Origin of the sequence: Enterovirga sp. GCM10030262, assembly GCF_042666435.1 — a bacterium.
Classification (GTDB): Bacteria; Pseudomonadota; Alphaproteobacteria; order Sphingomonadales; family Sphingomonadaceae; genus Allosphingosinicella.
This window is the reverse complement of sequence record NZ_JBHTDC010000001.1, coordinates 1,733,319-1,757,087: the sequence shown is the minus strand read 5'-3', so window position 1 is coordinate 1,757,087 and position 23,769 is coordinate 1,733,319. Positions and strand designations below refer to the sequence as shown.

The following is a 23,769-nucleotide window of genomic DNA, read 5'->3' as shown; positions in this document are numbered from 1 at the left end:
AAGTGCTCCAGTCCGTCCGGCCGCTCACCCTTCCCGACGAAGCGAAGCGGCGCCTGAAGATCATGTTCATCGCCAAGCACGCCAAATGGGGCGGCGGGCTGCATCCGGAGGACGGCAATCACGCCCTCTACCATGTCGAGGTGCGCGAGATATTGCAGGGGCTCGGGCTGAACCTGGTGCTGGAGAATCGCTACGAGGCTTTGTTCGACAAGCCCAACGTCGATTTCGTCTTCCCGCTTTTGAACCGCGGCGGCTTCCTCAACAGCGAGATGATGCTGCCCTTGCTGTGCACGCGCCACGGCATCCCCTTCCTCGGCGCGAGCCCGATCCTGCGCGGCATTTCGGACGACAAGCATTCGACCAAGCTGGAAGCGAAGGCGCGCGGCGTGCCGACCAGCCCCTGGGCGATCTACCGCCGCGGCGCGCCGGTGCGCGAAGCGGACTGCCCGATGGCCGAGCGGATGGTGATCAAGCCCAACGCCTCCTCGGCGAGCTGGGGCGTGTCCGACGCGCACGACTGGAAGGGGGTGGCCGAGGCCGTCGCCGGCATCCACGCGGAGGGTCATGACGCGATCGTCGAGCCGTTCCTCAACGGCAGCGATGTCGAGGTGCCGGTTATCACGGTCGGCGGCGAGCCGGTGGTGATGCCGATGATGCTGTTCGAGCAGGCCGACCCGTCGCACCTTCGCACCTATTACGAGAAGCGCGACCTGGTCGATCGCGCCCAGAAATACCGGCTGATCGAGTTCGACGACGCCGAGTGGCAGCCGAAGATCGACGCTTTGACCCGCAAGATGGTCGATGTCTTCCGTCCCTTCGATTATGGCCGCTACGAATTCCGGCTCGATCTCGAGAAAGGCGAGGTCCGGATGCTGGAGGTCAATCTCAACTGCAACCTGTGGTCGGAGAAGGTCTATGGGCGCTCGGCCAAAGCGGCGGGGTGGACGCAGGAGCAGCTCATCGAGACGATCCTGTGCGAGAGTCTGAGGCGGCACGGATTGCTGGAGGCATAGACTCGCAACTCCATCCGTTCGGGCTGAGCTCGTCGAAGCCCTCGCTTTCCTTGAGCGCCAAAGGGAAGGGCAGCCCTTCGACAAGCTCAGGGCCAACGGAGGAGGGCGTCAACGACACCTGTCCATCGGCCCATTGAGCGAACGCCCGCGACGCGCTATCCCGCCCGCAGCAAGGGAAAAGACATGGCCGAATTCACGCTTCCGAAGAACAGCAAGATCAAAAGCAAGGGGCGCGCGCACAAGGCTCCGGCCGGCGCCACCCGCGTGAAGAAGTTCAAGGTCTATCGCTACGATCCCGATACGGCGGAAAATCCGCGCTACGATACGTTCGAGGTCGATCTCGACAGCTGCGGGCCGATGGTCCTCGACGCGCTCATCAAGATCAAGAGCGAGCAGGACCCGACCCTGACCTTCCGCCGCTCCTGCCGCGAGGGGATTTGCGGCTCCTGCTCGATGAACATGGACGGTCGCAACGGCCTCGCCTGCACCACCGCGATCGAGGATGTGAAGGGCGAAGTGCGCATCACCCCGCTGCCGCACATGGACGTCGTCAAGGACCTGGTGCCGGACTTTACCCATTTCTACGCGCAATATGCGTCGATCCAGCCGTGGCTGAAGACGGTGTCGCCCGAGCCTTCGGGCAAGGAAAGGCTGCAATCGCCGGAGGACCGGGCCAAGCTCGACGGCCTCTACGAATGCATCCTGTGCGCCTGCTGCTCGACCTCCTGCCCGAGCTATTGGTGGAATTCGGACAAGTTCCTCGGCCCCGCCATCCTGCTCCAGGCCTATCGCTGGCTCGCCGACAGCCGCGACGAGATGACGGGCGAGCGGCTGGACGAGCTGGAGGACCCGTTCCGCCTCTATCGCTGCCACACGATCATGAACTGCGCCAACGTGTGCCCCAAGGGGCTGAACCCGGCCAAGGCGATCGCCGAGACCAAGAAGATGCTGGTCGAGCGGGCGGTATAGGTCAGAACCGGTTCGCAAAGGATTTCGTTCGTCCCGAGCGAAGTAGAGGGGCGCATGTGATGACTCCGTGGCAGCGCCCCTCGACTACGCTCGGGACGAGCGGGCTCGGGGAAGCAGAATGACCGCCGTCTCAGCCCGGTATCAGGCCCTTCTTTCCTCGGGCGAGCTCAAGCCCGATCCCGACCAGGCCCGCGCGGTCGCCGTGCTCGATCGCCTCGCCGCCGATCTTCACCGTCAGGAAAGGCCCGGCTTCCTCTCCCGCCTCTTCGGCGCGAAACCGGACGGCCACCGCGGCGTCTATATGTGGGGCGGCGTCGGACGCGGCAAATCGATGCTGATGGACCTGGCGTTCGAGACGATCGACGTCTCGCCCAAGCGCCGCGTCCATTTCCACGAATTCATGCTCGAGGTGCACGAGCGGCTGCGGGCCGAGCGGGCGAAGGAGGAAGGCGACCCGATCCCGCCGGTCGCTCAGGCGGTCGCGGCGGATGCGCGCTTCCTCGCCTTCGACGAGATGGTCATCAACAACACCGCCGACGCGATGATCCTGTCGCGGCTCTTCTCGAAGCTGCTGGACGAAGGCGTGACCGTCGTCACCACCTCCAACCGTCCGCCCCGCGACCTCTACAAAAACGGCCTCAACCGCGCGCTGTTCGTGCCCTTCATCGACCTGATCGAGAAGCAGATGGACGTGGTCCCGCTGAACGGCCCCGTCGATTATCGGCTGGAGCGCCTCGGCGGCATGCCGACCTGGCATGTGCCCAATGGTCCCGTCGCGACGGTGGCGATGCGCGACGCCTTCTTCCGCCTGACCGACTTTCCGCCCGAGGACAGGGCGCATGTCCCGTCCGAGGATATCCCGGTTCAGGGCAGCCGCACATTGCATGTGCCCAAGAGCCTGAAGGGGGTGGCCGTCTTCTCGTTCAAGCGGCTGTGCGGCGAGGCGCGCGGCGCGCCCGATTATCTCGCCGTCGCCCGGCGCTATCATACGGTCATCGTCGTCGGCATCCCCAGGCTCGGCCCGGAGAATCGCAACGAGGCGGCGCGGTTCGTGACTTTGATCGACGCGCTCTACGAGCATAAGGTCAAGCTGCTCGCCTCCGCCGACGCGGCGCCGGCCGAGCTCTACACGGCGGGCGACGGCATCTTCGAGTTCGAGCGCACCGCCTCGCGGCTGATCGAGATGCAGTCGGAGGATTATCTGGCCAAGGGACACGGCGAGGATGCCCAAGCGCCCTAACCTCGTCATTCCCGCGAAAGCGGGAATCCATGCGGCGCCGCCTGCACCGAGTCAGGCTGGACTCCCGCCTTCGCGGGAATGACGGTAAGGCTAATAGAGCGGTTGCCCCTCCTGCACCTTGGGGCTAAGCGGGCGCCACTATTCTTGCGGCCGTGTGCGGCCGATCCCGCTGGTAGAGAAGAAAGGCTGCACTCCGCATGGCTCGGAAGAAAATCGCGCTTATCGGCGCCGGCATGATCGGCGGCACGCTGGCCCATTTGGCCGCGATCCGCGAGATGGGCGACATCATCCTGTTCGACATCGCCGAGGGCATTCCCCAGGGCAAGGCGCTGGACCTGGCGCAGGCCGGACCCGTCGAGGGCTATGACGCGAACCTTCGGGGCACCAACGATTATGCCGACATTGCCGGCGCGGACGTGTGCATCGTCACCGCCGGCGTGCCGCGCAAGCCCGGCATGAGCCGCGACGATCTGCTCGGCATCAATCTGAAGGTGATGAAGGCCGTCGGCGAGGGCATCAAGGCGCACGCCCCGGACGCGTTCGTCATCTGCATCACCAACCCGCTCGATGCGATGGTCTGGGCGCTGCGCGAATTCTCCGGCCTTCCGGCGGAGAAGGTGGTCGGCATGGCCGGCGTGCTCGACAGCGCCCGCTTCCGCCACTTCCTCGCCGAGGAGTTCGGCGTCTCGGTCGAGGACGTCACTGCCTTCGTGCTCGGCGGCCATGGCGACACGATGGTCCCGGTCCCGGCTTATTCGACCGTCGGCGGCATCCCGATCCCCGACCTCATCAAGATGGGCTGGTCCACGCAGGAGAAGATCGACGCCATCGTCCAGCGCACCCGCAGCGGCGGCGGCGAGATCGTCGGCCTGCTCAAGACCGGCTCGGCTTATTACGCCCCCGCGACAGCCGCGATCATGATGGCCGAGAGCTTCCTCAAGGACAAGAAGCGCGTCCTCCCGGCGGCTGCGAACCTCACCGGCCAGTACGGGGTCGACAATCTCTATGTCGGCGTTCCTGTGGTGATCGGCGCGGGCGGCGTCGAGCGCATCGTCGAGATCGAACTGGACGAGACCGCCAAGCAGAATTTCGAGGTCTCGGTCGATGCGGTGAAAGAGCTCTTGGTTGCCTGCAAGGGCATCGATAGCTCGCTAGCCTGACGGCGGCTCGAATGAGAATTAAGGGAATCTGGCTATTGTTAGCAAGTTGCCTCGGCAGCCCCACCGCCGCAAATGCTAACGAGATTTCCGACGTCGCCGTCGTTGTCAACGAGTTCGCAAACATCTGCGCGGCCCACCCGAGGGATCAGGACGCGCAAAGGGAGGCGATATCTGAATCCTCCCGGCGATACCAGTTGGTCCCTCGTATACCAGACCGGGAAACGTTCAATGCGTGGCCGATACAACTTCAATTAAGAAAAGATGGCGAAGTCAATCTCTGCTACGTGATGAGTGGAGTTGCCGCCGAAGCTGATTTCGAGACGGCTCAGCGCTTGTTAGCTCAATCGGTCGAACTGCCTGTAAGCCATGAAGCGATTCCCGATGGCCTGACATGGAATGTTTCTACAGCCGAAGGAGAAGCGCAGTTTTTCCTTCGGCTATCGAACAAGGACGGCCTGAAGGTTCTCCAAATTTCAATAGCAGCGCGTGCCACGAAGTAGCACGCATGGTTAAAGACAAGGAATAGCAGTGAGTATTCTCGTCAATTCGAACACCAAAGTCATCACGCAGGGCATGACCGGCGAGACCGGCACGTTCCATACGCAGCAGGCGTTGGCTTACGGCACGCAGATGGTCGGCGGCGTCACGCCGGGCAAAGGCGGACAGACGCATATCGGGTTGCCGGTGTTCAACACGGTCGCCGAGGCGGTGGAGAAGACCGGAGCGGATGCTTCGGTCGTCTATGTGCCGCCGCCCTTTGCCGCCGATTCCATCCTGGAGGCGATCGATGCCGAGGTGCCGTTGATCGTCGCGATCACGGAAGGCATTCCGGTGCTCGACATGGTGCGGGTGAAGCGGGCGCTTTCCGGCTCTAAATCGCGCCTCATCGGGCCGAACTGCCCGGGCGTGCTGACGCCGGGTGAGTGCAAGATCGGCATCATGCCGGGCAACATCTTCTCCAAGGGTTCGGTCGGCGTCGTCAGCCGTTCGGGCACGCTCACCTACGAGGCGGTGTTCCAGACGACCAATGCGGGCCTGGGACAGACGACTGCGGTCGGCATCGGCGGCGATCCGGTGAACGGCACCAACTTCATCGACGTGCTCGAATTGTTCCTGGCCGACGACGAGACGAAGTCGATCATCATGATCGGCGAGATCGGCGGCTCGGCCGAAGAGGAAGCGGCGCAGTTCATCGCCGACGAGGCGAAGCGCGGGCGCAGGAAGCCGATGGTCGGCTTCATCGCCGGCCTCACCGCGCCTCCGGGCCGACGCATGGGCCATGCCGGGGCGATCGTCGCCGGCGGCAAGGGCGGCGCCGAGGACAAGATCGCGGCGATGGAAGCGGCTGGAATTACGGTCAGCCCGAGCCCATCTGAGCTCGGGACTACCCTGGCCGGGCTTTTGCAGGCTTAGGTACAATCGGATAATTGGTCGCCCCGGGCAGGCGCCAGCGAAGAGAGCGAGTGATCGTGGACAGTTTCGGCGAGATCGAGCGGAAGGAAGGCCCGAGCTGGGCGCGTGATAATTGGCCCTTGAGCGTGCTGGACGAGGTCAATGCCGGCCTCGATCCCACGCTGATGACGATCGAGAAGGTCGCGGCGAAGGCGCGGGACGTGGCCGCCGCCAGCGGCAAGTCGGAGGCCGCCATCCGCCAGGCCGCCGACGATTCGATCTGCGCGATGATGCTGATCCGCACCTACCGGGTGCGGGGCCATCTCGCGGCCGATCTCGATCCGCTCGGCCTGGCCCAGCGCGAGATGCCGGACGATCTGACGCCCGAATATCACGGCTTCACGGGCGAAGCGCTCGACCGGCCCGTCTATCTGGGCGGCGCGCTCGGTCTCGAACAGGCGAGCGTGCGCGAGCTCGTAGACATCCTGCGCGCCAATTATTGCGGCCGCGTCGGCCTCGAATATATGCACATCAACGATGTCGAGGAGCGGCGCTTCCTACAGGAGCGGATGGAGGGGCGCGACGCCGCCATCCACTTCACCCCCGAGGGCAAGCAGGCGATCCTCGCCAAGGTGATCGAGGGCGAGCAGTGGGAGAAATTCCTCGCCAAGAAATATGTCGGCACCAAGCGCTTCGGCCTCGACGGCGGCGAATCGATGGTTCCGGCGCTCGAAAGCGTCATCAAATATGGCGGCCAATACGGCGTCCGCGAGATCGTCTTCGGCATGGCCCACAGGGGCCGTCTCAACGTCCTCGCCAACGTCATGGCCAAGCCTTACCGGGCCATCTTCAGCGAATTCGCCGGCGGCTCCGCCAACCCCGAGGATGTCGGCGGATCGGGCGACGTCAAATATCATCTCGGCACTTCGTCGGACCGCGAGTTCGACGGGATCAGCGTCCACATGTCACTGGTTCCCAATCCGAGCCATCTCGAAGCGGTCGACCCCGTCGTGCTCGGCAAGGTTCGCGCCCAGCAGACGCAGCGCGGCGACGAGGACGGCAGCGAGGTGCTGCCCGTCCTCCTCCACGGCGACGCGGCCTTTGCCGGCCAGGGCATCGTCTCGGAATGCTTCGGCTTTTCGGACCTGCCCGGCTACGACACGGGCGGCTGTGTCCACTTCATCATCAACAACCAGGTCGGCTTCACCACCAGCCCGCAATTCGCGCGGTCGTCGCCTTATCCCTCCGACGTCGCCAAGGCGGTCCAGGCGCCGATCCTGCACGTCAACGGCGACGATCCCGAAGCGGTGACCTTCGCCTGCAAGCTCGCCATCGACTATCGCCACACCTTCAAGCGCGACATCGTCATCGACATGTGGTGCTACCGCCGGTTCGGCCATAATGAAGGCGACGAGCCCAGCTTCACGCAGCCGCTCATGTACGCCGCGATCCGCAAGCACCCGCCCGTATCCGCCCTCTACGGCGCCCGCCTGATCGAGGAAGGAGTCGTCGACCAGGCCTGGATCGACTCCCATGTCGAGCAGTTCACCAACCTGCTGGAGGGCGAGTTCGAGGCCGCCAAATCCTATCTGCCCAACAAGGCGGACTGGTTCGAGGGCCGCTGGGCGGGCCTTGGCAAGCCGGCCACCGACGAGACCGAGCGGCGCAACGTCGACACCGCGGTCGGCGAGGACGGTTTGCGCGCTATCGGCCGCATCCTCACCCATGTCCCGCATAAGGTCGACATCCACAAGACGCTCGGCCGCATCCTCGACGCCAAGCGGGCGATGTTCGAAACCGGCGAAGGCTTCGATTGGGCGACCGCCGAAGCGCTCGCCTTCGGCACCCTGCTGGGCGACGGCTACGGCGTTCGCCTGTCGGGCCAGGATAGCGGCCGCGGCACGTTCAGCCAGCGGCACTCGGTCTGGGTCGATCAGCGCGACGGCAGCCAATATGTGCCGCTCGCCCAAGTCGACGGAGGACGCTTCGAGGTGCGCGATTCGCCGCTGTCGGAGTTCGGCGTGCTCGGCTTCGAATATGGCTATGCGATCGCCGATCCGAAGACCCTGGTGCTGTGGGAGGCGCAGTTCGGCGATTTCGTCAATGGCGCACAGGTGATGATCGACCAGTTCATCGCCAGCGGCGAGGCCAAGTGGCTGCGCGCCAGCGGGCTCGTGATGCTGCTTCCGCACGGTTATGAGGGCCAGGGGCCGGAGCATAGCTCGGCGCGGCCCGAGCGGTTCCTGCAATTGTGCGCGCAGGACAATATGCAGGTCGCCAACTGCACGACCCCGGCCAATTATTTCCACCTGCTCCGCCGCCAGATGCTGCGCGATTTCAGGAAGCCGCTGGTCATCATGACGCCGAAATCGCTGCTCAGGCACAAGTCTGCGGTCTCGACGCTCGCCGATTTCAGCGGCGACAGCCATTTCAAGCGCATCCTGTCCGATCCCGCGGCGCCGGCGGACGGGGACGTGAAGCGGCTGGTCCTCTGTTCGGGCAAGGTCGCCTATGATCTGATGGAGGCGCGCGACCAGGCCGGCGACCGGTCCACCGCCATCGTCCGGGTCGAGCAACTTTATCCCTTCCCGTCGGAGCCGCTCACCGCGCGCCTCCGCAAGATGACCAATGTCGAACAGGTCGTCTGGGCGCAGGAAGAGCCGAGGAACAATGGCTATTGGACGTTCGTCGAGCCCTTCATCGAGCAGTGCCTCTCCGACGCGGGCGCGAAGCCGGCGCGTCCTGCCTATGCGGGCCGGGCCTCGTCGGCCTCGCCCGCCACCGGGCTCGCCCGGAGGCACGCGGCGGAGCAGGCGGCCCTGATCGCGGATGCGCTGGGCCACCCCTCGACAAAGTCGGGGGCCGGTGGCAGCGAAGCCGAACCGCGGCGCAAGGCGAGCTAAGAGGAAAGAGAATGGCGACCGACGTAATTGTACCGACGCTGGGCGAATCGATCACCGAGGCGACCCTTGGCCAGTGGCTGAAGCAGCCGGGCGACGCGGTAAAGGCCGACGAGCCGATCGCCAGCCTGGAGACCGACAAGGTCGCCGTCGAGGTGCCCTCGCCCGTCGCGGGTACGATGAGCAAGCAGGTCGTCGCCGAAGGGGATACCGTCAATGTCGGCGCGCTGATCGCCCGTATCGAGGAAGGCGCGGGCGCTCCGGCGAAAGCGCCGGCCGAGGCGGGCGCGGTCAACCCCGCGGGGCCGGGCGAGACTCCCGCGCCAAAGGACGATGAGACGGCGCCCCATGCCGAGGGCGAGGCGGGATCGCTGACGCTGTCGCCGGCGGTGCGCCGGGTGGTGCTGGAGCACGGCCTCGATCCTTCCAGGATCAAGGGCACCGGCAAGGACGGCCGCCTGACCAAGGACGATGTCCTCGCTGCCGCGCAGGCCGAAAAGGCCCCGCCCGCGCCGGCTGCGGCCCCTGCTCCCGAGCAGGCGAAGCCCGCCGTCGTCGGCGAGCGGCGCGAGGAGCGGGTGCGCATGACGCGGCTCCGGCAGACCATCGCCAAGCGGCTCAAGGAGGCGCAGAATACGGCGGCCCTGCTCACCACCTTCAACGATGTCGACATGTCGGCCGTCATGGAGGCGCGGAGCCGCTACAAGGATCTGTTCGAGAAGAAGCACGGCATCCGTCTGGGCTTCATGGGCTTCTTCGTGAAGGCGGCGGCGCTCGCCGCGCGCGACGTTCCTTCGGTCAACGCCTCGATCGAGGGCGACGAGATCGTCTATCGCGACTATCTCGACGTTTCCGTCGCGGTGAGCGCGCCCAACGGCCTGGTCGTCCCGGTGATCCGCGACGCGCAGGCGCTGTCCTTCGCCGAGATCGAGAAGACGATCGCCGACTTCGGCAAGCGCGCCAAGGACGGCACGCTCACGATGGAGGACATGAAGGGCGGCACCTTCACCATTTCCAACGGCGGCGTGTTCGGCTCGCTGCTCTCCACTCCGATCATCAACCCGCCCCAGTCGGCGGTGCTCGGCATGCACCGCATCGAGGAGCGGCCGGTGGTGAAGGACGGCCAGATCGTCGCCCGCCCGATGATGTATCTGGCGCTCTCTTACGACCACCGCCTGGTCGACGGCCGCGAGGCGGTCACTTTCCTCGTCCGCATGAAGGAAGCGCTGGAAGACCCGACGCGGCTTCTGATCGATCTGTGAACTTCACCGTCACCCCAGCGAAAGCTGGGGTCTCACTTTTCTCGAGAAGGGAGATTCCAGCTTTCGCCGGAATGACGACAAAGGGAAATGACTATGGCTGAATACGACTTCGACGTTCTGGTGATCGGCGCCGGCCCCGGCGGCTATGTGGCCGCGATCCGCGCGGCGCAGCTGGGGCTCAAGACCGCCTGCGCCGAGAGCCGCGAGACCCTGGGCGGCACATGCCTCAATGTCGGCTGCATTCCGTCCAAGGCTTTGCTCCACGCGTCGGAGCTTTTCGAGGAAGCCGCGCACGGGACGCTCGCCAAATGGGGCGTGAAGACCGGGGACGTGGAACTCGACCTCGATGCCATGCACGGCACGCGGCTCGAGGCGATCAAGGGGCTGACCGGCGGCATCGAATTCCTGTTCAAGAAGAACAAAGTCGAATGGCTGAAGGGCCACGCTGCCTTCACCGGCAAGGATTCAGTGAAAGTCGGCGACCGCGAGGTTCGAGCGAAGAATATCGTCATCGCTACCGGTTCCTCGGTCACGCCGCTCCCCGGCGTCACGATCGACCATGAGGCGATCGTCGATTCGACCAGCGCGCTGGAGCTGAAGAAGGTGCCCGGCCACATGGTCGTGATCGGCGGCGGCGTCATCGGGCTGGAACTGGGCTCCGTCTGGCGGCGGCTCGGCGCCAAGGTGACGGTCGTCGAGTATCTCGACCAGATCCTGCCCGGTATGGACGGCGAGGTCCGCAAGGAAGCGGCGAAGCTCTTCAAGAAGCAGGGCTTCGACATCAAGACCGGCACCAAGGTCACCAAGGCCGCGCGCACCAAGAAGGGCGTCGTCCTGACCGTGGAGCCCGCCAAGGGGGGCGAGACGACCACGATCGAGGCCGACACCGTCCTCGTCTCGATCGGCCGGCGGCCCAACACGGACGGACTGGCGCTCGACAAGGCGGGCCTCGAGACGAACAAGCGCGGACAGGTCGAGATCGACCATGATTTCCAAACCAAGGTGCGCGGCATCTGGGCGATCGGCGATGTCGCGCCCGGCCCGATGCTCGCCCACAAGGCCGAGGACGAGGGCATCGCGGTTGCCGAGAATATCGCCGGGCTGACCGGAATCGTGAACCACGACGTCATCCCCAGCGTCGTCTACACCATGCCCGAGATCGCCGCCGTCGGGCTCACCGAGGAGGAGGCGAAGGAGCGGGGCGAGATAAAGGTCGGCAAGTTCCCGATGATGGCCAACAGCCGCGCCAAGACCAACCGCGAGGGCGACGGCTTCGTCAAGATCGTCGCCGACGCTAAAACCGACCGCGTCCTCGGCGTCCACATCATCGCCTCCGTCGCCGGCACGATGATCGCCCAGGCCGCCCAAGCGATGGAGTTCGGCGCGACCAGCGAGGACATCGCCTACACCTGCCACGCCCATCCCACCCATTCGGAAGCGATGAAGGAAGCGGCGATGGCGGTGACCGGCAAGCCGATCCACATCTGAAGGAACAGCCGCATTCATCGTCCGTTGTGAGGCCGAAACGGTCGGAAAGGCGGCAGGATGAAGCTCTCCACAACGCTCGCGACAGGCGCGGCATTCCTGCTTGCGTCCTGCGGACCCAAGACGCTGGCGCTGCCGGCGGAGCCGGTCGATCGGGCAGCGACATGCGGCGTCGTCGCGGCGGCCGAGGCGCGCGCCGCTACCCCGGATATCACCCAGCCTTTGCCTTTCACCGCGCAGGGCCGCATCCTCCATTATGCCCTGCTCGCCGGCGCGGCGGGGGAGGAATTCTCCGCCGAGGCCGCGACCCGGGTCAATGCGCGCATGTCGGAGCTGCAGGAAGAGATTACCGGCGGCAAGTGGGAGGAATTGGGGCCCGCCTGTCGCGCTGCCTTTCCGGTCGTAGAGAATGAGGACGTGACCCTCCCCGAAGACCGCTTCGACGCGCAGCTCGGCTGCGACGAGATCGGCGACTTCATGAGTGCGGCCTTGCGCAGCCAGGAAGCCGATTATGGCGCCCAGCTCAGCGAGTATCGCGCCGTCGCCCGCAATCTGGACCAGACGCTCGGTCCGGGCCTCCGCAGCCGGGCAGGCGCCGGCCTGGAGGCGCAGCAGCAGGCGCGTCGGGTGGCGCTGTCCGAGTTCGCGAAGCTCGGCTCCCCCGTCGCGATCATGCGCCAATGCGTCGAGCGCTACGGCTGAAGCCGCGGCCTCCCTGCGCCTGAGCAAAGCCCATGGGCCGCGCGCCTGCGCTATCAATCGGGGCATGGCGGCCTGCCCTTCCCCCGCCCGCGCGCGCTTGCTAAAGCCCGGCCGAAACTCACGCCCCGCGACAGAAGGAAAAAGGCGCCATGACAGCCATCGGCCAGGACACGCTCAACACCCGCAGCACCCTGGACGTCGGCGGCAAGACCTACGCTTATTACTCCCTCGCCAAGGCCGCCGCCGCGCTCGGCGACGTCTCGCGGCTCCCCTTCTCGATGAAGGTGCTGCTCGAGAATCTGCTCCGCTTCGAGGACGGCGTCACTGTCACCCGCGAGGACATTCAGGCGATCGTCGACTGGAGCCAGGACAAGGGCGCCACGTCCAAGGAAATCCAGTATCGTCCGGCGCGCGTCCTGATGCAGGATTTCACCGGCGTCCCCGCCGTGGTCGATCTCGCCGCGATGCGCGACGCGATGAAGGCGCTCGGCGGCGATCCGCAGAAGATCAACCCGCAAGTCCCCGTCCACCTGGTCATCGACCATTCGGTGATGGTCGATGAGTTTGGCACGCCGCGCGCGTTCGAGAAGAACGTGGCGCTCGAATATGAGCGCAACATCGAGCGCTACCAGTTCCTCAAATGGGGGGCGTCCGCGTTCGACAATTTCAAGGTCGTTCCGCCGGGCACCGGCATCTGCCACCAGGTCAATTTGGAGAATATCGGCCGCACCGTCTGGAGCAGCAGGGACGCGTCGGGCGTGGAGGTGGCCTATCCGGACACTCTGGTCGGCACCGACAGCCACACCACGATGATCAACGGCCTCGGCGTGCTCGGCTGGGGTGTCGGCGGCATCGAGGCCGAAGCGGCGATGCTCGGCCAGCCGGTGTCGATGCTCATCCCCGAAGTAATCGGCTTCCACCTGGCGGGTGCGCTCGCCGAGGGGATCACCGCCACCGATCTCGTCCTCACCGTCACCCAGATGCTGCGCGCCAAGGGCGTCGTCGGGCGGTTCGTGGAATTTTACGGTCCCGGCGTCTCCGCCCTTTCACTCGCCGACCGCGCCACCATCGCCAATATGGCGCCCGAATATGGCGCGACCTGCGGCTTCTTCCCGGTGGACGGCAAGACGCTCGACTATCTCCGCCTCACCGGACGCCCGGACGATCAGATCGCGCTCGTCGAAGCCTATTGCAAGCAACAGGGCCTGTGGCTGGACCCGGCGGTGGAGCCGGTCTTCACCGATACGCTCCGGCTCGACATGTCCACGGTCATGCCCTCGCTCGCGGGTCCGAAACGGCCCCAGGACAAGGTTTTGCTCTCCGAGCTCGACACCGCCTTTCTAGAAGACCTCCGCACCGAATTCGACCAGAATGGGGATGCCGCCAAGCGCTACCCGGTTCCGGGCGAGGATCACGATCTCGGCCATGGCGACGTCGTCATCGCCGCCATCACCAGTTGCACCAACACCTCTAACCCCTCCGTGCTCGTCGCCGCCGGCCTCGTCGCGCGCAAGGCGCGCGAGCGGGGCCTCGACAGCAAGCCCTGGGTCAAGACCAGCCTCGCGCCCGGCTCCCAGGTCGTCACCGACTATCTCGACCGCGCTGGCCTGTCCGAGGATTTGAATGCGATCGGCTTCGACCTGGTCGGCTATGGCTGCACCACCTGCATCGGCAATTCGGGTCCGTTGCCCGAGCCGATCTCGAAGGCGATCCGCGAGCATGATCTCGTCGCCGCCTCGGTTCTTTCGGGCAACCGCAATTTCGAGGGCCGAGTCTCGCCCGACACCCGCGCCAATTATCTCGCCTCGCCGCCGCTCGTCGTCGCTTATGCGATCAAGGGCACCGTCACCGAGGACATGGTCTCGTCGCCGATCGGCGCGGACAAGGCCGGCATGCCGGTCTATCTGCGTGACATCTGGCCGACCAACGACGAGGTCCGCTCGCTGATCGATCAACATGTGAACGCCGACATGTTCAAGGCCCGCTACGCCGACGTCTACAAGGGCGACGACCAGTGGCGCGCGATCGACGTTACCGGCGGCGACACCTATGCCTGGTCGGCCGGCTCCACCTACATCCAGAACCCGCCTTATTTCGAAGGCATGTCGATGACCGCCGCCGGCATCACCGACATCATCGGCGCCCGCCCCCTCGCCATCTTCGGCGACAGCATCACCACCGACCACATCAGCCCCGCCGGCGCGATCAAGCTCGACAGCCCGGCCGGCTCCTATCTCACCTCCCACCAGGTCGCCCGCCCCGACTTCAACAGCTACGGCGCCCGCCGCGGCAATCATGAAGTGATGATGCGCGGCACCTTCGCCAACATCCGCATCAGGAACCAGATGACCCCCGGCATCGAAGGCGGCGTGACGAAGCACGTGCCCACCGGCGAGGTGATGCCGATCTACGACGCCGCCATGCGCTACAAGGAGGCGAGGACGCCGCTCGTCGTCATCGCCGGCAAGGAATATGGCACCGGCTCCTCGCGCGACTGGGCGGCCAAGGGCACCAACCTGCTGGGCGTCCGCGCCGTCATCGCCGAGACGTACGAAAGAATCCACCGCTCCAACCTGGTCGGCATGGGCGTTGTCCCGCTTCAGTTCACCGGCACGGACAATCGCGAGACCCTCGGCCTCGGCGGCGACGAGACCTTCACCATCGCCGGCGTCGAGAATCTCCAGCCGCGCCAGGACGTGATCGTCCAGGTCGCCCGCGCCGACGGTACCGGTTTCACCTTTACGGCCCGCTGCCGGATCGACACGCTGAACGAGCTCGAATATTTCCGCGCCGGCGGCATCCTCCATTATGTGCTCAGGAATCTGGCTGCCTGAGCACCGAGGCGCTCCTCGTCGAGATAGCGGGCTGGGCCGGCGCGGTCGTGATCCTGCTCGCCTATCTGCTGCTGTCGATGGGCAGGCTGACGGGGCGCTCGCCGCTCTATCAGTGGATGAACGTCGTCGGGGCGGCCGGCTTCACCATCAACGGCTGGTGGCATGGCGCCTTGCCTTCGGCGTCGCTGAATGTGATCTGGATGCTTATCGGAGCGGTGGCCTTATGGCGGATCGGGAAAAGAGACTCGTCGACCTCAGCCATGTGATCGAGGCTGGCATGACGACCTACAAGGGTCTGCCCGGCCCGGCGATCTGCGATTACTGGACGCGCGAGACGTCGGCCGCGCATTACGACGACGGCGCCACGTTCCAGATCGGCCGCATCGACATGGTGGCCAACACCGGCACCTATCTGGATTCGCCCTTTCATCGCTATGAGGATGGCGTGGACCTGGCGGGTCTGGAGCTCGAGCAACTGGCCGCGCTCGACGGGATCGTGGTCCGCAAGCCGCACGCTCAAGGTTTGACGGTCGATACGCGCGACATTGGCGGCCTCGACGTGCGCGGCAAGGCCGTGCTCGTCCACACGGGCTGGGACGCGCATTGGCGCACCGACGCCTATCAGGCGAACCATCCGTTCCTGACCGCCGCCGCGGCGCGCCTGCTGGTGGAAGGCGGCGCGAGGCTGGTCGGGATCGATTCCCACAATATCGACGATACACGGGTCCGTGCCCGGCCGGTCCATTCGATCCTGCTCGGCGCCGGCATCCTCATTTGCGAGCATATGACCAACCTCGGCGCGCTTCCCGACGACGGCTTCCGATTCACCGCCGTCCCGCCGAAGATCGCCGGCATGGGCACCTTCCCCGTGCGGGCTTTCGCGGAGATCAGCTGAGCGCGGGAGCGAGCCAGGCCGGAATGACCGCCTCGCCGAGATCGTCGACGCGGCGGTGTTCCACAGCGAGGCCAAGGTCCGGATAGTGGATGCGGACTCGGGGGCCGAGCGTGTCCGCGGGCACCACGACCAGGCGGCGGTTGACCTTGTTGCGGTAGTTCATCCGCGCGGTATTTTCCTGGCCGACATAGCAGCCCTTGGAAAAGCTGACCCCGTTCAATTCGATGGCGTTGCATTCGAGCCAGAGAATCTTGTCGGAGCCCAGCTCCGCCACGCCCTCGGCGACGCCGAGCGAAAGGCGATGCTGGAGCCAGCCTGAAGCGGGGTCGGACGGTGGGCCGAGCCACCGCTGGCCGAGTTCGGGAAGGCGCGGGTCGTTCCCCGGCGCAAGCCGGGGTCCAGTGTGGGCGCCGGACTGGGCCCCGGCTTGCGCCGGGGAACCGAGCGACCAATGGACAGCCAGGCTCTCGTCTTGTTCGATCGCGATGGGCCGGCGGAGGCGGTAGAGCTTGAGGCGCCTGGCGAGCGCTTCGGCCTGTTCGGCCTCGCAATCGATCAGCACGTCCTCGCCGTCCGCCCACAAGATGAAGTCGAACAGCGCCTTGCCCTGCGCCGTCAGAAGTCCGGCCCAGACCGGTCGCGGCAGCAGATTGACATCGTTGGTGACAAGCCCTTGCAGGAAGCCGCGCACATCCTCGCCGGACAGGCGGAGGACGGCACGGTCGGTCAGGGTGGTTCCGCTCATGGAGGCCTGTTAAGGGCATCCGCCGAGAAACTAAAGGCGAAGCGATACGTGACCCAACCCACCCGCCTCATCATCCGCCGGCCCGACGACTGGCACGCCCACCTTCGCGACGGCGAGATGCTGAAAGCCGTGGCCGGATATACCGCGCGGCAGTTCGCCCGCGCGATCGTGATGCCGAACCTGGTGCCGCCGGTGATCGGCGTGGCCGACGCGCTGGCCTATCGCCGGCGCATCCTCGAAGCCCTTCCCGAGGGCAGCGATTTCACGCCGCTGATGACCTGCTATCTCGTCGACCATGCCGACGCGGCCGAGATCGAGCGCGGCTTTCGCGAAGGCGTGTTCACCGCCGCCAAGCTCTATCCCGCCCATGCCACCACCAACGCCGCTCATGGCGTGACCGATGTCCGCACCCTCTATCCGGCGCTGGAGGCGATGCAGCGGATCGGCATGCCGCTCCTCGTTCATGGCGAGGTAAGCGATCCGCAAGTCGACATCTTCGACCGCGAAGCGGTGTTCATCGACCGAATCCTGTCGGGCCTCGTTCGCGACCTGCCGGACCTCAAGATCGTGTTCGAGCATATCACCACCGCCGAGGGCGTGGCCTTCGTCGAAGCCGCCGGGCCGAACATCGCGGCGACCGTCACCCCGCAGCATCTCCTCATCAATCGCAACGCCTTGTTCGCCGGCGGTCTCAGGCCCCATTTTTATTGCCTTCCGGTCGCCAAGCGCGAGCATCACCGGCTGGCCGTGCGCCGCGCCGCGACCTCGGGCTCGCCCAAATTCTTTCTGGGCACGGACAGCGCGCCGCACGCGGTGGAGCGCAAGGAAGCGTCGTGCGGCTGCGCCGGCATCTTCAACGCCCCGTTCGCGCTGGAATCCTACGCTCAGGTGTTCGAGGAAGAAGGCGCGCTAGACCGGCTGGAAAAGTTCGCCTCGGAGAGCGGCCCGCTCTTCTACGGTTTGCCGCTGAACGAGGGGCGGGTGGCGCTGGAGCGCGTGCCGGTCGAGGTTCCCGAGAAGCTCCCGGCCGCCGGAAGCACGTTGGTGCCCTTCCATGCCGGCGAAACGCTCGCTTGGCGCTTTGCCGATTAGCCGTCATCCCGGCGAAGGCTGGGATCTCAGCGAGTGAAAGACGCCGGGTCCTTTCCGGCCCGAGACCCTAGCCTTCGCTGGGGTGACGAGCTGTTCAGAAGGGCAGCCAGCGATTATTCTCGGTGAAGCGCATATAGCCGGCGTTGACGCCGAGCCTCAGGCCGACGCCGAGCCGCACCGGGATCAGCACCACGTCGCCGCTGCGGTGGTAGCTGGCGGTGAAGCCGCCGAGCACATAGGCATTCCCCTCCGCGCCCGGATAGCGTTTGAAGATGTCCTGGCTGTCGTAGAGATTGTAGACCAAAACGAACACCTTGCTGGCGTCGGCGCCGAAGTCGAAGCCGAGCGACGGACCGGTCCAATGGACGATGCGCTCGCCCTCGACCTGGTGGTGCATCGTGCCCGAACCGTAGCGGACGCCGAAGACGAACGCGCCGCCCGCTTCCCGGCCGGTGATGTAGGCGACGGGCTCGCCCTGGTCGCGGAGGATATTCTCAATGATGCCGGCGAGGCCCTCGGCACCCTGGCCGAACACGCCCTCGGCGGCGCTGAAAATGTCTTCGCGGGGAACGGTCTGCCCGGGCTTCGCGACGATGGCCGGTGCGGCCTGGGCGGCCTGCTCGTCCCGCGCCCCCGGATCGACCGGTTGGTATTGGCCCTCGTCCACTGTCGCGGCGGTATCGGCCGCGTAAGGATCGACGAAGGGATCGGCATACGGATCCTCCGCCGGCACCTGATACTGGTCGGCGCTGTTGGGATCGATCTGGGTGATCTGGGCCGCCGCCGGCGTCGCCGCCACGGCCAGGCCGGCCGCGGCCAGCAGTGTAAGAAAAGCGGATCTCAACATGATAATCGTCCCCCGAACCTCGCTTGCGCAGATTAACCTTTTCCCGCCTTGCCCCGCAATGAACGGGCGACGAGGCGAGTCGATCTTGCGCCGGAACGGTTGCATGTCATCGGTTGAACAGTCTCGAACCCCCCGCTATAGCCCGCGGTTCGGCGCTTAGCGGAGACGTGGGTGAGTGGCTGAAACCAGCGGTTTGCTAAACCGCCGTAGGGGGATTACTCCTACCGAGGGTTCGAATCCCTCCGTCTCCGCCAACTTTGCGAACGCTTCCGTTCGCAGCAGTCCACAAATCCTTGAGTTCTCAAGACTAGGCTCCGGACTCGATCAGCACCAGAATACGATGGTTGCGGCGAGGAAGACGCCAGAGAGATAATTGGCGGCGAGCTTGTCGTATCGGGGTGGCGATCCTTCGCCAGTCCTTGAGGCGACACCAGAGACGTTCGACGAGGTTGCGGGCGCGATAAGCGTCGCGGTTGTAGGGGATGGCCGCCTTGCGGCTGCGGGTAAGAATGCCGCCGGAAAGCCGCTCCAGAAGACGCTCAGCTTCGGCTCCTATTCAGGCTGGGTGGTTCGACCGATCGGATCATCTGAAGCGGCTGATGGCGTCGAACTCTCGATCGATCGATGGCGGACCTGTATCGCTATAATAGGCTCGCAGATGCTCGCGAATGCCGCTGAGGTCGACGAAGCGGCCGCTCGAGCGAAGCAGGTGGCCAGGCGGCAGTGCCGCTCCGGATTGAACGCGTCGAGCAACGGCTTCTGCATCGCGGTTCGTTCGCCCATCATCGGCTTCGCTCCGCGGTCGTTGGGAATGCTGACATCAGCGCTTCCTCACCATGGTCAGCGTGAGTTTTTCAACGGGATCGGCCCGTTGCGACCGTTCAGCCCGTCCGAAAAAGTTAAATATCGTCTTCATACTGCCGAGCTAACGTATATCTGTTCCGGGCTATCAACATCGTTCTCACTATGCCGAAATGCGTCCCTAAGTCATTATTGGCATCGTGTAGTTGTACAGTACATGTTCTTACTCGTTAAATAGAAATGTAACAATTCTGACTTATCGTTTCGCAACAAAAATGCAACTGTGCGCTTCTAGTTCGCCCTCCATCACATCTGAAACGGGGCAAACTGATGCGCAATATTATCGCAGCACTTTCTATTTCCTGTGCATTTCCAGCAATGGCATTGGCTCAGGCTGGCGAAGGCACGGTAACGGGCCGAATCTATGACAGCGAGTCCGGCGCCTCCCTGCGTGGGGCCGTCGTGCGGGTGCTCGGCACCAACGTTCAGGATTATACCACCGAGGATGGCCGTTTCCAGGTGGCCGCGCCCGCCGGCGAGGTCACGCTGCAAATCCAATATGTGGGCCTCGATACAGTCCTCCACGTTGTGACCGTGCCCAGCGGCGGCAATGCGGTGGCAAATGTCGGCCTGGTCAGCGAGGCGCTCGCCAGTGAAGACATCATCGTGCGTGCCTCGGCCCGCGGACAGGCTCTCGCCATCAACCAGCAGAAAACCGCGTCGGGCATCGTCAACATAATCTCCGAAGAAGTATTCGGCCAGATGCCGGACGGCAATATCGGCGCTGCCCTGCAGCGCCTGCCCGGCTTGAGCGTGAACGAGGATCAGGACGGATCCGCCGCGGGCATCAACATCCGCGGCATCGGAGCGGACTATAATTCGTTCCAGGTAGACGGGAATCGCATGCCCACCTCCGGCGGGGGCCGCGGATTCGACACCCGCCAGCTCGCCGCGGACGGCATCAGCAATATCGAGGTGATCAAGGCGCCCACGCCGGATCGCGACGGCGATGCCATCGGCGGCATCATCAACGTCATCAGCCGCAGCGCCTTCGAGCGAAGCGGCCGGGAGGTGAAGATCACGGCCGGCGGCGTCTATAGCGACCTGCCCGACAGCTGGGGCCATTCGGGCAGCCTGCAATATTCGGATATTCTGAGCGTCGGCGGGGGCGACCGGAATCTCGGCATCAGCGCGACCGTCAGCAGCTATCGAACCGATCGCGCTTCCAGGAACCGCGACATGGACTGGGTGCAGGTCACCCCCGAGAACAACCCCAGCCTGGGCCTCGATCAGTATGACCGACCGGTGTGGTTCATGGAATCATCGCATTGGGAATATGATAGCCGGGTAACCGACACCACGACCGTGAACGCCGCGCTGGACTTCAGGGCCGATCCTTTCAATTCCTTCTATCTTCGCGGCTTCTACAGCAATGCGCAGCGCAAGGGCGTGAAGAATGAGAGCGATATCGATATCGATACCCAGTTCCAGGATGCGATCGACGGGGACAAGACCTACGGCGAACTGACCCCCGATTATGGGCGCGGCACCCCCGGCGACGACGGTTCGCAAGGTTCGCGCGGCTGGATCGGCACGGAAGACGACCGCCACAACGACCTCTACTCCATCAATTTCGGCGGCCGCCATGAGCGTCCCAACAGCCTGCTCACCTATGACTTGTTCTACTCGAGGAGCAAGCAGACGGTGACCAGCGACACCGAACTGAGCGTGCTGATGGAACCGACGGATCCATGGCTCCTTTTCGAATATGAGCTCATCAACGTTTCTCGCGGCGAGGTCATCATCAATCCGCTGGATGGGCAGGATCACGGCGATCTGTCCCTTATCTCGGAAGGCGAGCTGATCGCGGAAACCTCCGTCAAGACCGAGACGGTGTTCAGCGCCCAGGCCGATTGGGAGCGTAGTTTCGACAGTGGGCCGAGCGTGTTTACGTTCAAGACCGGCGCCAAATATCGTCGCAGCGCCCCCCGCTTCGACAAGCGCACCGACGTGTACAGCATGGACGAGAGCTTCCCTTACGCGGAAATCCTTACCCGCAATGACGAGGTCCTGCTGGGCGGGACAAGAATTTTCGAAGTCAGCCCCAGGAGCGGACTGGCGCTCCTTTCCTCACGCCCGGACCTCTTCGAGTTCGAGGAGGAGGACTCGCTGGAGGACAGCAATTTCTCGGACTATGATGCGGTTGAGCAGACCACTGCCGGGTACGTCATGGGAACTTGGCGGCTGGACGGCCATTCGGTGCTTGCCGGTGTGCGTTACGAGCGTGTCGACTGGAAGAACACCAACAAGTTCGTAAGCTATCTCGACGGAGAAGCCGCCGTAACCGAAATCCGCTCCGGCGATTCCTATGGCCACTGGCTGCCGGGCATTCATTTCCGCCACGAGCTTGTGCCCAACCTGATCCTTCGTGAAAGCTATAACAGAAGCTATGGGCGCCCGCGTCTGGGAGAACTCACCGAGGGACGGTTCGTCAACGAAGATGGCGATATCTATGAAGGCAACCCCAACCTGAAGCCGGCCATATCGGACAATTTCGACGTCCAGCTGGAATATTATACAAGCAACGGCGGCCTGTATTCCGTCGGCCTGTTCTACAAGGACGTGAAGGATTTCTCCTTCACCCGCGTCTACAACTTCAATGAGCTGGATGCGAACGGCATTCCGATACGGGATCCGGAAGGCGATTTCGAATATGAGCGCCCGACGAACGGGTCGACCGCGAAGAATTACGGCATCGAATTGATTGCGCGGCAGCGCCTGAGCTTTCTGCCTGGCCCGCTCCGTGGCCTGAGCGCCGCCGTGAGCGCGACCTTCTCGGACAGCGAAGCGACCTATCCCGATCGCGCCGACGACCGGAAACTGCCGGTTCCCGGCTTCTCCAAGTTCCTGATTACCGGAACATTGGAATGGGTCTGGAAGGGCTTCAACATCCGTGGCGACTATCGTTACCGCGACGATTATATCGAAGGTCTGGGCGACGATATCGAGAGCGACGAATTCTATGCCGCCGAGCAGCGGGTGGACATCGAAGCGGGCTACACTTTCCTCAACGGCCTGAAAGCCTTCGCCGCCGTCACCAACCTGACCGATGAGCCCCAGGTCTCCTATCAAGGCTATCGGCAGTTTGTCGAAGACGCCAGCCTCGCAGGCCGGAAGTATAATATCGGCCTTCAATATACGTTCTGATGGGGAAGCGCATTGCCATGAGAAATATTATGTTCAGTTCCGTTTTTCCGCTGCTGGCGGCCACCCTGTTGGTGGCGCCCGCGGCCAATGCCCAGGCTCAGGCTCAGGCTCAGGAAGCCCAGGCGCGGGATACAGGGCAAGCGAGGAACGTCATCCTGTTCCTCGCCGACGCCGGCGGCGTGTCGACCATCAACGGCGCCAGCCTGATGGGCTATGGCGAGCCTCTGAAGCTGCGAATTCAGCAATGGCCGCATCTCGGCTTGAGCGAGACTTCGCCGGTGGACGGGTTCGTGTCGGACTCGGCCAATGGCATGTCCTCGATCATGACCGGCTTCAAGACGCGCAACGGAGTGATCAGCCAGTCCGCCGATGCCGTGCGCCGGGAAAGGGACGGCGCGCCCACCAAGACTTTGCTCGAATATGCCGAGGAGCGCGGGCTGCTCACCGGGGTGATCTCGACGCAATCCATCGCCGATGCGACGCCGGCCGCCGCTTATGCCCATTCCAACGATCGCGGGAAGTGGGGTGAAATCTTCCCACAGGCCTTTTCGCCGCGGTTCGGCGACGGAGTGGACGTGATGTTCGGCGCCGGCCGGCGGAAGATCGGCGAGCAATTGACCGTGAAGGGCACCAGCTTCGACGCGTTGAGCGAGAATCATCGCCGCCCGATCTATTCGGCGCTGGAGCAAGTGCCCGTTTCCAATATACGGCCCGTGGTCGTCGCCGACCAGATGGATGTCCGCGCGGCCACTCATCGCGCGCTCGATATTCTGGAGAAGTCGCCCAATGGCTATTTCCTGGTCGTCGAATGGGATGCTCACACCGATGACCCGCGCGAGGGCCTGCAGAACGTCGTCGATTTCGACAAGCTGATCGCCGAAGTGGAAAAGCGCGTCGACCTCGACGATACTTTGCTGCTGTTCACTGCCGACCATAGCTTCGGCCTCCAGGTCGATGGCGGCACGCGCGGCGGCGAGGTGCTGGAAGGCTATGACGCGTGGAAAGCGGCCGGGACCGAGGAGGGCATCGTCCGCCTGAAGAACGTGCTCGTCAATGACAGCCACACCGCCGAGGAAGTCCCCGCGCTGGCGATCGGCGCCGGGGCGGAACGCGTTCGTGGCTACTTCCCCAACACCTATCTGTTCGATGTGATGCTGGGCGCCTGGGGCTGGAAGGCGGATACGACGCCGGGCAACTGATTTTCCGATTGGTCGTGCCGCCGTCA

The 23,769-nt window shown here is 64.5% G+C and carries 18 protein-coding genes, 1 tRNA gene and 1 pseudogene; 17 read left to right on the top strand and 3 right to left on the bottom strand.

The features are described from left to right. Positions 1–2 precede the first annotated feature (2 nt). The 13 genes from ACFQRC_RS08440 to ACFQRC_RS08380 all read left to right on the top strand — a co-directional run bounded on the left by ACFQRC_RS08440 (position 3) and on the right by ACFQRC_RS08380 (position 15,852). Positions 3–1,013: a phosphoribosylglycinamide synthetase gene (locus ACFQRC_RS08440; protein ID WP_379959996.1), complete on the top strand. Its 1,011-nt coding sequence runs from the start codon at positions 3–5 to the stop codon at positions 1,011–1,013. A 183-nt stretch (positions 1,014–1,196) separates the two neighbouring features. Continuing rightward, the gene (locus ACFQRC_RS08435) at positions 1,197–1,982 is read left to right on the top strand and encodes a succinate dehydrogenase iron-sulfur subunit (RefSeq protein ID WP_379959994.1); all 786 of its coding nucleotides are present in this window, start codon (positions 1,197–1,199) and stop codon (positions 1,980–1,982) included. Between the two features lie 118 nt (positions 1,983–2,100). After that, on the top strand, positions 2,101–3,222 hold the full coding sequence (gene zapE / locus ACFQRC_RS08430) for a cell division protein ZapE (protein WP_379959991.1): 1,122 nt from the start codon (positions 2,101–2,103) through the stop codon (positions 3,220–3,222). A 197-nt stretch (positions 3,223–3,419) separates the two neighbouring features. After that, positions 3,420–4,382, top strand: coding sequence for a malate dehydrogenase (gene mdh / locus ACFQRC_RS08425; protein ID WP_379959988.1), 963 nt, complete (start codon positions 3,420–3,422; stop codon positions 4,380–4,382). Between the two features lie 11 nt (positions 4,383–4,393). Further along, positions 4,394–4,882, top strand: a complete 489-nt coding sequence (locus ACFQRC_RS08420; RefSeq protein ID WP_379959986.1) for a hypothetical protein — start codon at positions 4,394–4,396, stop codon at positions 4,880–4,882. A 28-nt stretch (positions 4,883–4,910) separates the two neighbouring features. After that, positions 4,911–5,795 (top strand): succinate--CoA ligase subunit alpha, encoded by an 885-nt coding sequence (gene sucD / locus ACFQRC_RS08415; RefSeq protein ID WP_379959984.1) that lies wholly within the window; start codon positions 4,911–4,913, stop codon positions 5,793–5,795. 50 nt (positions 5,796–5,845) lie between these two features. Continuing rightward, positions 5,846–8,677 (top strand): 2-oxoglutarate dehydrogenase E1 component, encoded by a 2,832-nt coding sequence (locus ACFQRC_RS08410; RefSeq protein ID WP_379959981.1) that lies wholly within the window; start codon positions 5,846–5,848, stop codon positions 8,675–8,677. Between the two features lie 11 nt (positions 8,678–8,688). Beyond that, positions 8,689–9,936, top strand: coding sequence for a 2-oxoglutarate dehydrogenase complex dihydrolipoyllysine-residue succinyltransferase (gene odhB, locus ACFQRC_RS08405; RefSeq protein ID WP_379959978.1), 1,248 nt, complete (start codon positions 8,689–8,691; stop codon positions 9,934–9,936). 93 nt (positions 9,937–10,029) lie between these two features. Then, positions 10,030–11,424 carry a dihydrolipoyl dehydrogenase gene (lpdA, locus tag ACFQRC_RS08400; protein WP_379959975.1) on the top strand — a complete coding sequence of 465 codons (1,395 nt, stop codon included), beginning with the start codon at positions 10,030–10,032 and terminating at the stop codon, positions 11,422–11,424. A gap of 57 nt (positions 11,425–11,481) precedes the next feature. Further along, a complete protein-coding gene (locus tag ACFQRC_RS08395; RefSeq protein ID WP_379959973.1) occupies positions 11,482–12,123 on the top strand; it encodes a hypothetical protein in 642 nt (213 codons plus the stop codon). A gap of 149 nt (positions 12,124–12,272) precedes the next feature. Beyond that, positions 12,273–14,957, top strand: a complete 2,685-nt coding sequence (gene acnA / locus ACFQRC_RS08390; protein ID WP_379959970.1) for an aconitate hydratase AcnA — start codon at positions 12,273–12,275, stop codon at positions 14,955–14,957. A gap of 47 nt (positions 14,958–15,004) precedes the next feature. Further along, positions 15,005–15,223 carry a hypothetical protein gene (locus tag ACFQRC_RS08385; RefSeq protein ID WP_379959967.1) on the top strand — a complete coding sequence of 73 codons (219 nt, stop codon included), beginning with the start codon at positions 15,005–15,007 and terminating at the stop codon, positions 15,221–15,223. A gap of 11 nt (positions 15,224–15,234) precedes the next feature. Further along, positions 15,235–15,852 carry a cyclase family protein gene (locus ACFQRC_RS08380; RefSeq protein ID WP_379959965.1) on the top strand — a complete coding sequence of 206 codons (618 nt, stop codon included), beginning with the start codon at positions 15,235–15,237 and terminating at the stop codon, positions 15,850–15,852. Here ACFQRC_RS08380 and ACFQRC_RS08375 read toward each other — a convergent pair. Further along, positions 15,845–16,597 carry a YgfZ/GcvT domain-containing protein gene (locus ACFQRC_RS08375; RefSeq protein ID WP_379959963.1) on the bottom strand — a complete coding sequence of 251 codons (753 nt, stop codon included), beginning with the start codon at positions 16,595–16,597 and terminating at the stop codon, positions 15,845–15,847. The genes ACFQRC_RS08380 and ACFQRC_RS08375 overlap by 8 nt on opposite strands. Before the next feature lie 48 nt (positions 16,598–16,645). Between ACFQRC_RS08375 and pyrC the strand changes: the two genes are divergently transcribed. Further along, a complete protein-coding gene (gene pyrC / locus ACFQRC_RS08370) occupies positions 16,646–17,689 on the top strand; it encodes a dihydroorotase (RefSeq protein ID WP_379959960.1) in 1,044 nt (347 codons plus the stop codon). A gap of 94 nt (positions 17,690–17,783) precedes the next feature. On the opposite strand, the gene ACFQRC_RS08365 is transcribed toward pyrC, so the two are convergent. Continuing rightward, positions 17,784–18,536, bottom strand: coding sequence for a DUF1134 domain-containing protein (locus ACFQRC_RS08365; protein WP_379959958.1), 753 nt, complete (start codon positions 18,534–18,536; stop codon positions 17,784–17,786). 161 nt (positions 18,537–18,697) lie between these two features. Between ACFQRC_RS08365 and ACFQRC_RS08360 the strand changes: the two genes are divergently transcribed. Then, positions 18,698–18,790 (top strand) — tRNA-Ser (locus tag ACFQRC_RS08360). Between the two features lie 356 nt (positions 18,791–19,146). Here the strand turns inward: ACFQRC_RS08360 and ACFQRC_RS08355 are convergent. Further along, positions 19,147–19,322: pseudogene (locus ACFQRC_RS08355) on the bottom strand (IS5/IS1182 family transposase); the annotation flags it as partial. A gap of 393 nt (positions 19,323–19,715) precedes the next feature. On the opposite strand from ACFQRC_RS08355, the gene ACFQRC_RS08350 reads away from it, so the two are divergent. Then, positions 19,716–22,544 carry a TonB-dependent receptor gene (locus tag ACFQRC_RS08350; RefSeq protein WP_379959956.1) on the top strand — a complete coding sequence of 943 codons (2,829 nt, stop codon included), beginning with the start codon at positions 19,716–19,718 and terminating at the stop codon, positions 22,542–22,544. A 29-nt stretch (positions 22,545–22,573) separates the two neighbouring features. Then, positions 22,574–23,743, top strand: a complete 1,170-nt coding sequence (locus ACFQRC_RS08345; RefSeq protein WP_379959954.1) for an alkaline phosphatase — start codon at positions 22,574–22,576, stop codon at positions 23,741–23,743. Positions 23,744–23,769: the final 26 nt, after the last annotated feature.

Excerpts from the sequence above, each read along its gene's own strand:
- ACFQRC_RS08435 (WP_379959994.1), top strand. The coding sequence starts at position 1,197 with ATGGCCGAATTCACGCTTCCGAAGAACAGCAAGATCAAAAGCAAGGGG.
- zapE (WP_379959991.1), top strand. The coding sequence starts at position 2,101 with ATGACCGCCGTCTCAGCCCGGTATCAGGCCCTTCTTTCCTCGGGCGAG.
- mdh (WP_379959988.1), top strand. The coding sequence starts at position 3,420 with ATGGCTCGGAAGAAAATCGCGCTTATCGGCGCCGGCATGATCGGCGGC.
- ACFQRC_RS08420 (WP_379959986.1), top strand. The coding sequence starts at position 4,394 with ATGAGAATTAAGGGAATCTGGCTATTGTTAGCAAGTTGCCTCGGCAGC.
- odhB (WP_379959978.1), top strand. The coding sequence starts at position 8,689 with ATGGCGACCGACGTAATTGTACCGACGCTGGGCGAATCGATCACCGAG.
- lpdA (WP_379959975.1), top strand. The coding sequence starts at position 10,030 with ATGGCTGAATACGACTTCGACGTTCTGGTGATCGGCGCCGGCCCCGGC.
- ACFQRC_RS08395 (WP_379959973.1), top strand. The coding sequence starts at position 11,482 with ATGAAGCTCTCCACAACGCTCGCGACAGGCGCGGCATTCCTGCTTGCG.
- acnA (WP_379959970.1), top strand. The coding sequence starts at position 12,273 with ATGACAGCCATCGGCCAGGACACGCTCAACACCCGCAGCACCCTGGAC.
- ACFQRC_RS08380 (WP_379959965.1), top strand. The coding sequence starts at position 15,235 with ATGACGACCTACAAGGGTCTGCCCGGCCCGGCGATCTGCGATTACTGG.
- ACFQRC_RS08375 (WP_379959963.1), bottom strand. The coding sequence starts at position 16,597 with ATGAGCGGAACCACCCTGACCGACCGTGCCGTCCTCCGCCTGTCCGGC.
- ACFQRC_RS08365 (WP_379959958.1), bottom strand. The coding sequence starts at position 18,536 with ATGTTGAGATCCGCTTTTCTTACACTGCTGGCCGCGGCCGGCCTGGCC.
- ACFQRC_RS08350 (WP_379959956.1), top strand. The coding sequence starts at position 19,716 with ATGGCATTGGCTCAGGCTGGCGAAGGCACGGTAACGGGCCGAATCTAT.
- ACFQRC_RS08345 (WP_379959954.1), top strand. The coding sequence starts at position 22,574 with ATGTTCAGTTCCGTTTTTCCGCTGCTGGCGGCCACCCTGTTGGTGGCG.